We start from the raw sequence: 8,972 nt of genomic DNA on the forward strand, positions 1-8,972 counted from the left end.
CGATCCCGTGTAGAACCTGGCCCATAGTGCTTCCTTCCAATCGAGGGAAAATAGTGCACCATCAAAGCATGGGATCAAACAGCCTAGCGCCTGCCTGGAGGGCCCGGAATAGGTCGACCGGGAGCTGGCGAAGATCGCAAGGACACGCATCAGGCGGACTCATCATGAAGGCGTCCTCACACGATAAGGAGCATCGATCATTTGGTGAATTCGAATTGTTCAACCATATCGATAGCGTGCTGCTATGGATAGCACGCCGGTGCCCGACCGGCGTGCCGCATGCCCATTGCATCGGGGTTGCGGGCCGTCTCCATCCACATCTGCAACACGGGCCGCTGCTGGTCGGCCCGCCGGCTCAGCGTTTGCCGAACAGGCTGCCGCCCAGCTTCATGACATCGCCCAGACCCAGCTGCCCGTCGCCATCCTGGTCCAGCACGCTGGTCAGTAGCCCGCCTGCGCCGGGATGGCGGCGTACCAGCTGATGTTCCTGTGCCAGCGCAGGCCCGAGCTGGCTGCTGGCTGGGGCATCGCCGCCCAGAAAGCGCCTGGCCAGATACGCCATCACGATCGGGGCAAGCAGCTGCAACAACTGACTGGCCTTGCCGGCACCGTTGCCCTGCGCACCGGTGGCCGAGCCACCCAACAGCTAGCCGAGCAAGCTGCCGATGTCCGGGCTGGCAGCATGGTCGCGTTGCAGCGCGCCCAGCAAGGCATCGGTGCCACCGGCCTGCTGGCTATTGCGGCCCAGCGCACCCATCAGCAGCGGCAGCGCGGTCTGCACGGCTGATTGCGCCTGCTCGGGCGCGATGCCCAGGCGGCCGGCGAGTTGCTGCAGCTGCGGCCCCTGCAATTGCGCGGCAAGTTGATCGGTCAACGAAGCGGACATGGTCATCGGAAGGTTTCCTGTTTGGCGACGCGTTGCGGCAGGGTGCGGCGGTCGCGCCGACAGATCAATCCAGCGAGCTGCACGCGACGCGCGTTACGAACGGCATGATGCAGGACATCGCAATCACGCAACAATGCGGTGACGGCTTCCAATTCGGCGAACAAACCTCCACAAAACAGCATCAAGCCGATCACCAATTCCCGCATGGCAAAGCATCCGCAAGCGCAGCAAGCACAACGTAAGCAGCTACGCTCTTCCGATTCCCGATTCCCGATTCCCGATTCCCAGCCCTCAAAGCAACGCCTTCAACCGATACAGCGCCTCCAGCGCCTGCTTGGGCGTGAGCTCATCCGGGTCCAGCGCCTGCAAGGCTTCCTGCGCAGCGGAGGAGGGCGCGGTGAACAGCCCGAACTGTTGCGGCGCATCCAGCGCGGTGGGCGCCATCTGCGCGCTGTGGCTTTCGCCGCCGCGTTGTTCGAGCTCTGCCAGCCGGCGACGCGCCTGCGTCACCGCCGCCTTGGGCAGGCCGGCCAGCGCGGCCACTTGCAAACCGAAGCTGCGATTGGCCGGGCCATCCTTCACTGCATGCATAAACACCAGGCGCTCGCCGTGTTCGACCGCATCCAGATGCACATTCGCAATACCGCTGGCGCCGCCGGCATGCGATTCGTCGGCCAGCGCGGTGAGTTCGAAATAATGCGTGGCAAACAACGTGTAGCAGCGATTGGTGTGCGCCAGATGGCGCGCCACCGCATCGGCCAGTGCCAGGCCATCGTAGGTGGAGGTGCCGCGGCCGATCTCGTCCATCAGCACCAGCGACTGCGGCGTGGCGTGATGCAGGATGTAGCTGGTTTCGGCCATTTCCACCATGAAGGTGGACTGCCCGCGCGCCAGGTCGTCGCCGGCGCCGATGCGGGTGAGGATGCGGTCGATCGGCCCGATCACTGCACGGCTGGCCGGCACGTAGCTGCCGATATGCGCCAGCAACACGATCAGCGCGTTCTGCCGCATGTAGGTCGATTTACCGCCCATGTTCGGGCCGGTGATCACCAGCATGCGGCGATCGCCATGCAGGTCCAGATCGTTGGGCTCGAACGGTTGCTCGCGTACCGCCTCCACGACCGGGTGACGGCCGCGTTCGATGCGCAGGCACGGCGCGCTATCGAGTTCCGGCTGCGACCAATCCAGCGCCTGCGCGCGCTCGGCAAAGCAGGCCAATACATCCAGTTCGCTAAGCGCAGCTGCGCAGCGCTTGAGACCTTCCAGCTCGGTGCCAAGCGCATCGAGCAGGCCTTCGTACAGCAGTTTTTCGCGCGATAGCGAACGCTCGCGCGCCGACAGCACCTTGTCTTCGAAACTCTTGAGTTCTTCGGTGATGTAGCGCTCGGCATTGGTCAGCGTCTGCCGGCGGCTGTAGTGCAAGGGGGCTTTCTCCGCCTGGCCCTTGCTGATCTCGATGTAGTAGCCGTGCACGCGGTTGTAGCCGACCTTGAGCGTGGCGATGCCGCTGCTGGCGCGCTCGCGTTGTTCCAGGTCGATCAAAAATTGATCGGCATTGGTGGACAGGCGGCGCAGCTCATCCAGGTCAGCGTCGTAGCCGGTAGCGATGACGCCGCCGTCGCTGAGCTTGAGCGGCGGCGTCTCGGCCACTGCGCTGATCAACAGATGCGCGATGGCATCGTGCTCGCCGAGTTCGGCATACAGCGTCTGCAGGCGCGGCGAATCCAGTGGCGCCAGGATCGCGCGCACCTTCGGCAGCAGCCCCAGGCCATCGCGCAAGGTGGAAAAATCGCGTGGGCGCGCCGAGCGCAGCGCCACGCGGGTGAGGATGCGTTCCAGATCGCCGAGCGCACGGAAGGCTTCGCGAAGATCGGCATCGGCACCTGCAACGATCAACGTGCCGACTGCATGGTGGCGCTGCATCAGTACATCGCGCCGGCTCAGCGGACGGTGCAGCCAACGCCGGAGCAGACGCCCACCCATCGGCGTGACGGTGCTGTCCAGTACGCCGAGCAAGGTGTTGCGGGTATCGCCATCCACGCGCGTATCCAGCTCCAGATGCCGGCGCGTGGCCGCGTTCATCGAGATGGCCTCGCTGGCCGCTTCCATCGCGATCGAGGTCAGGTGCGGCAAGCGCTGTTTCTGTGTCTCTTCGACATACCCGAGCAATGCACCGGCGGCGGCCGTGGCGCAGGGCTTGTCGTCGATGCCGAAGCCGGACAGATCGTGCAGTTTGAAGAACGCCAGCAGCTGGCGCCGCCCGCTGTCGGCATCGAACAACCACGGCGGCCGGCGCCGCACGCCGATGCGCCCACGCAGGAATTCCGGCCAGTTGTCTTCGTCGGGCACCAGCAGCTCGGCCGGCTCCAGGCGCGCGATTTCCGCTTCCAGCGCATCCACGCTGTCCACTTCATTGACCAAAAAGCGGCCACCGGCCAGATCGGCCCAGGCCAGGCCGTAGCCTTGCTTGCTGCGCGCGATCGCCATCAGCAGCGTGTCGCGGCGCTCGTCCAGCAGCGCTTCGTCGGTGACCGTGCCCGGGGTGACGATGCGCACCACCTTGCGCTCGACCAGGCCCTTGGCCAGCGCCGGGTCGCCGATCTGCTCGCAGATCGCCACCGACTCGCCCAATGCCACCAACCGCGCCAGGTACCCTTCATACGCATGCACCGGCACCCCAGCCATCGGAATCGGCGCACCGCCGGAGCTGCCGCGCTGGGTCAGGGTGATGTCCAGCAACCGTGCCGCCTTGCGCGCGTCGTCGTAGAACAGCTCATAGAAATCGCCCATGCGAAAGAACAGCAGTAGATCGGGGTAGTCCGACTTGGCCGCGAAGAATTGCTTCATCAACGGCGTGTGCTCGACAGCCCCGCCGGCGTTCTTGGATTTTTCTTTTGTATCAGTAGTTTGCAAGAAATGTTCTTCCGGGATGTGGCGGTCAATCAGGGTCGATTTCGACGATTCGCGACGCCTTGTTGCACGGCGATTGCGACGACCCTCTCAGCGGGACGAAATCCGTTTCGCAGCCAGAGAGGCGGGTGGCTGAGGTCACACAGCATGTGGTGAGGGACCATGACCCGCAAGCGTCAGCGCGGGCTCCAAGTTTAAGCCCACCCACCGAAAAATCCTTGGCAGTCCGGGTCGCTTCGTTTGAGTATCAATACGACCTCAATGGAAACGTCAGTGCCATCATCGATCAGCAGCGCGGGACGGGCTACAACCGCTACATGGGGTATGACGGACTGGATCGCCCGATGGAGGCAGGCTCGGAGCGGTTCGGTGGCGACAACTGGAACCGCTACACCTATGACGTGTTGGACAACATCCTCACCGCCAAGCTTCCAGGTGTGCGGACGTCAAGAGCCGCTTGACCAATGTCCAGAACAATGCGGGCGCCACCACCGTCGGGCTGAGCTACGACCCGCAGGGCAACCTCAAAAACAAGAACGGTCAAGCCTATACCGGTAATCCCCCCCACAGGTTAGCTGACGCCAGAAGTGGAATTTTCTCGTACCCTTTTCCGAGCAGGTTCCATGAAGACATCCCGTTTCACCGACAGCCAGATCATCGCCGTCCTCAAGCAGGCCGAGGCTGGCACGCCCCGGTGCCGCAGTTGTGCCGGGAACACGCCATCAGCTCGGCAACGTTCTATAAGTGGCGCAGCAAGTTTGGCGGCATGGATGCGTCGCTGATGTCCCAGCTCAAGGAGCTGCAGGACGAGAACCGGCGCCTGAAGAAGATGTACGCCGACGCCCAGCTCAGTGCCGACCTGCTGAAGGAGGCGATGGCAAAAAAATGGTGAGGCCATCTCAACGTCGGGAGATGGCCCGAACAGCGGTTGAGGTCGGACGCAAGAACATCCGGCACGCCTGCCAGACCTTCCAGGTGAGTGAGACCTGCTATCGGTACCAGGCCAAGGCATCGGACGAGAACGCCCGGATCGCGGACTGGCTGGTGCGATTGACGACGACGTATCGCGACTGGGGCTTGGGCCTTTGCTTCCTGTACCTGCGCAACGTGAAGGGCTTTGGCTGGAACCACAAGCGGGTGTACCGGATCTACCGGGAGTTGGAGTTGAACCTGCGGATCAAACCGAAGAAGCGACTCGTGCGCGAGAAGCCCGAACCGCGAGTGGTACCGGAATCGATCAACACGGTCTGGTCGATGGACTTCATGCATGATCAGTTGGCCGATGGTCGCAGCTTCCGGTTGTTCAACGTCCTGGATGACTTCAATCGCGAGGGGCTGGCGATCGATGTTGACCTGTCGCTGCCATCTGCCCGGGTGATCCGATCGTTGGAGCAGGTCATCGAGTGGCGCGGCAAGCCACGCATCCTTCGCTGCGATAACGGGCCTGAATACATCAGCGGAGCACTGCTGGCGTGGGCGGAACGCAACGGCATCCGCATCGAGCACATCCAGCCGGGCAAGCCACAACAGAACGCCTACGTTGAACGCTACAACCGCACGGTCCGCTACGCCTGGCTGGCCCGCACCCTGTTCGACACCATCGAGCAGGTGCAGGACCAGGCCACGCGCTGGCTATGGCCGTACAACCATGAGCGCCCGAACATGGCGCTAGGCGGCATCACGCCAGCGACGAAACTGGCGATGGCTGCATAACTCCACTTCTGGAGCCCGCTAAAAGCGGGGGGATTACCGGGCAAGAACCGCGCCTGGCGGGTCTACACCACGCTGAAGCTCAACCTTCCACGTCGCGGAAAGCGCCGGCTGCCTGATCGCATCCGCGCGCCGCTGGAGATCCCGCAAGCGGCGAGCCACACCTGGTCTGCGGACTTCATGTCCGATGCTCTGTGGTCTGGGCGTCGCTTCCGCACCTTCAACGTCAACGATGACTTCAATCGCGAATCGATGAAGATCGAAATCGACACCGGCCTGCCCTCGGCACGGGTCATCTGCGCACTGGACGAGTTGGTCGAGCTGCGTGGTGCCCCAAGGCGACTGCGCCTGGACAATGGCCCGGAGTTCATCAGCGCCGCGCTCAGGCAGTGGGCACAGCAGCACGGCGTCACCCTGATCCACATCCAGCCCGGCAAGCCCACCCAGAACGCCTACATCGAACGCTTCAACCGCACCTTCCGCACAGAAATGCTGGATCGTTTCGTGTTCACCACGCTCGAGGAGGTTCGGCGCATGGCCGAGGACTGGCCTCATCGATACAACCACCAACGACCACATCGATCACTCGGCGGGTTGCCGCCCATCCGCTTCGCAATGGCACAATTACAAACCACCTCTATTTCTGAGTGACTCGAAGAAACGAGGACGCTTCACAAGATATCCAGCTGCTGCGACGCGTGGTGGGTCATCCGTCCAGTCCGCGGCGAGCGTCGCATACGTCGTCGGCGCTTCGTATTGAAGAAGTCGCTCGTGGGCAGACTGACTAAATTTCGGGCATGAAAACCCATGCCACCAATCCAAATGCGTTCCGCACAAACTCTCCTTATGCTCTTGAGGAAAAGCCCAGGCTAACGGAGGATCAGTCAGCAGCCAGCACCAGCGGCACGCATCAACCGCTTGGACGGCCGCCTACAAAACGGCGGAGGATAGAGTCGGATGACCCAGGGGCGTCGACGCGACACAAGAAGCCCCTTACCGCAAGCACGGTAAAAAAAGAGCAAACCGACGCCAGCGAAGGTGCATGGGACAGGCGCTCTCTGCACTGGCAGTCCTCTGCCGTAAAGAACGAGCGCATCAAAACCGAGCGGCACCTGGACGGGGTGGCCGCAGACGTCGGCGCATCATCATCGCATCATCGGCCACAACGATCCTCGCAGCATAGTTTGGAGGCAAGGGCATCTCTTCGACCGCTCGAACAACTGTCCGAGCGTTCCGCAAGAAAGCGACCGCGTGAAGAGCAAGCGCCATCTCGCCAGTCAAAGCGGCCTCTCCATGGCGTGGGGCGGACGAGGGATGACCTGCGCAAGGCCGAACATCAGCTGGACAGGGCCGAACAAAAGCGGCTACAAGCGCAGCGACAGCACCAGCAGCGACAGCTCAGTGAGCCCCACGGAATCGCTCGAAACCACAATGCTGGCCTATGCGTGTCGATGGCATACGACAACGAGCTGGCGCATCGCATGCGTGGCGGAATGGCGTTGCCCTTCCTGAAAGAGGGCATCGCCGCGCAACTTAACGCGCAGTGGCTGGACAAATACCTTCAGCTGATTGCCACTGCACGGCGCGCCAGGGCAGGGATGACGCCCCGCGATCTCGATCGGTGCACCGAGCTTGCGGCGCACTATCTCACCGAGACCGGATGGTTCGAAGGTGCATCGCTGACGCAGCTGGCGCATGTGGGCAACAAGCTAAGCAAACACCCGTACCTGCCCGCATGCATGGAGGCAATCGCGTGGATCGCCGGAGAGGTCACGCAGGCCGATGATCTGGTGGGACTGGGTGGCTACGCGTCGGTTCTGCTTCTTAACGCCTTCTCAAAGAATCTCGACAGCGGCCGGTGTGAACGCGCTGTGGCGCGTTTGGCACGTTATCTGCGACGTGACGACCACGCCCGACAGTCGCTGCAAGCGCAGCAGATCAGCCTGGCACTCAATGCCTTCAGCAAGTGGCCCGATAACCCGGACTGCCAGGCGATGGCGCACCGGTTTGCCGCGCTTGTCGCCAGTGACAAGCGCCTGCGTTCTGACATGGATGCCCAGAGCGTGGCGACCGCGCTCAACGCCTTGTGCAAATGGCCAGATACACGGGTCTGTGGTGAGGCCGCCAGCGCGCTGGCGGAGCGGCTGGTCGACGAACCCAGGTTGCGCCAGGACCTGAAGTCGCAAGAACTGGCCAACTCGCTCAACGCCCTGAGCAAATGGCCCGACGACGCGGTCTGTGCGGAAGCTGCCAGCGCGCTGGCCGAACGGTTGGTCGACGATCCCGGGTTGCGCAAGTTCCTGGAACCTATCAACGTGTCCCAAGCGCTTAACGCCCTGAGCAAATGGCCAGGCACAGAGGTCTGTGCGAAAGCTGCCAGCGCGCTGGCCGAGCGGCTGGCCGACAATCCATGGTTGTGCAAGGCCCTCGACCCGCACCACGTGGCGACCGCCCTCAACGCTCTGGACAAATGGCCCAACGAGGAGGTCTGCGCGGCCGCTGTCAGTGCCCTGGCCGAGCGGCTGGCCGACGAGTCCAGGTTGCGCAAGGTCCTGAAGCCGCAAGAAGTGACCAATGCACTCAACGCCCTGTGCAAGTGGCCCGGCACGCCGAACTGTGCGAAAGCCGCCAGCGTACTGGCCGAGCGGCTGGCCGACGATCCCGGCTTGCGCAAGGCCCTGAGCCCACAAGAACTGACTAATGCGTTAGATGCCCTAAGCAAATGGCCCGAAACGGCGGTCTGTGGTGCCGCTGTCGGCGAGCTCTCTGCACGGCTGGCCGACGATTCCGAGTTGCGCAGGGACCTCAATTCATTAGACGTGGCGACCGCGCTCAACGCCCTGAGCAAATGGCCCGGCACGCCAGCCTGCGAGACAGCCATCGACCGCTTGGCTGCGAAGCTGGCCAACGAGCCCGGCTTGCGCGAGGCCATGGACGCGCAAGGCGTGGCCATCGCGCTCAATGCGCTGAGCAGATGTCTCGCCAGGCCGGTGTGCCGGTCGGCATTCGTGCTGCTCGCCGAGCGCGCAGGCTCGGCCGAGCTGCCCTGGCGGCAGTTTGAGATGCGTGGGATCGCCATGGTGGCCAATGCGATGTCCCGCTTGCTGCACCTGGACGATGAGGACGATGAGCAGTTCCGGACCCTGGGTGTCGCCAAACTGCAGGCGATGGCCGGGCACCTGGACCTGCACCGCGAGCTTTTTGGATCCGCCTCGGCCGCAGATATCGGGGTGCTCTTCAAGGCCCTTGCATCGGCGCGGCTGCAACGCCAGATGCGTCCGCTGGGACAGCCAGCGCTGCAGCGGCTTGCAGTACTGATCGGGGACGAGGGGTTACGCCAGACCAGCCTAGAGGGGATCGGCAGCCTCTGCATGGGACTGTTGCCGTTGATCCGCAGTCCGGAGCTCAGGCCCCGCCATCGGGTCCAGGCATTGCGCGTGTTCAATACGTTGCAGCCCATCGTCGC

General features: G+C 63.3%; 4 protein-coding genes and 3 pseudogenes. 4 read left to right on the top strand and 3 right to left on the bottom strand.

From position 1 onward, the window contains the following. Positions 1-355: 355 nt before the first annotated feature. The 3 genes and pseudogenes from XAXN_RS10960 to mutS all read right to left on the bottom strand — a co-directional run bounded on the left by XAXN_RS10960 (position 356) and on the right by mutS (position 3,733). Positions 356-892 (bottom strand): annotated as a pseudogene (locus tag XAXN_RS10960) (DUF937 domain-containing protein). Further along, positions 889-1,080 carry a hypothetical protein gene (locus tag XAXN_RS10965; protein WP_134984871.1) on the bottom strand — a complete coding sequence of 64 codons (192 nt, stop codon included), beginning with the start codon at positions 1,078-1,080 and terminating at the stop codon, positions 889-891. Before XAXN_RS10965 ends, XAXN_RS10960 begins: the two are co-directional and overlap by 4 nt. A gap of 97 nt (positions 1,081-1,177) precedes the next feature. Continuing rightward, the gene (mutS, locus tag XAXN_RS10970; RefSeq protein ID WP_425511881.1) at positions 1,178-3,733 is read right to left on the bottom strand and encodes a DNA mismatch repair protein MutS; all 2,556 of its coding nucleotides are present in this window, start codon (positions 3,731-3,733) and stop codon (positions 1,178-1,180) included. Positions 3,734-4,014: 281 nt separating this feature from the next. Between mutS and XAXN_RS23085 the strand changes: the two genes are divergently transcribed. The 4 genes and pseudogenes from XAXN_RS23085 to XAXN_RS22735 all read left to right on the top strand — a co-directional run. Next, positions 4,015-4,257 carry a hypothetical protein gene (locus XAXN_RS23085; protein WP_057655384.1) on the top strand — a complete coding sequence of 81 codons (243 nt, stop codon included), beginning with the start codon at positions 4,015-4,017 and terminating at the stop codon, positions 4,255-4,257. 162 nt (positions 4,258-4,419) lie between these two features. Next, a pseudogene (locus tag XAXN_RS10985) lies at positions 4,420-5,509 on the top strand (IS3 family transposase). A gap of 72 nt (positions 5,510-5,581) precedes the next feature. Next, positions 5,582-6,157 carry an integrase core domain-containing protein gene (locus tag XAXN_RS10990; RefSeq protein WP_134984872.1) on the top strand — a complete coding sequence of 192 codons (576 nt, stop codon included), beginning with the start codon at positions 5,582-5,584 and terminating at the stop codon, positions 6,155-6,157. A gap of 146 nt (positions 6,158-6,303) precedes the next feature. After that, positions 6,304-8,972, top strand: a pseudogene (locus XAXN_RS22735) (hypothetical protein); the annotation flags it as partial.

It is taken from the genome of Xanthomonas axonopodis (assembly GCF_001304695.1).
Classification (GTDB): Bacteria; Pseudomonadota; Gammaproteobacteria; order Xanthomonadales; family Xanthomonadaceae; genus Xanthomonas; species Xanthomonas axonopodis.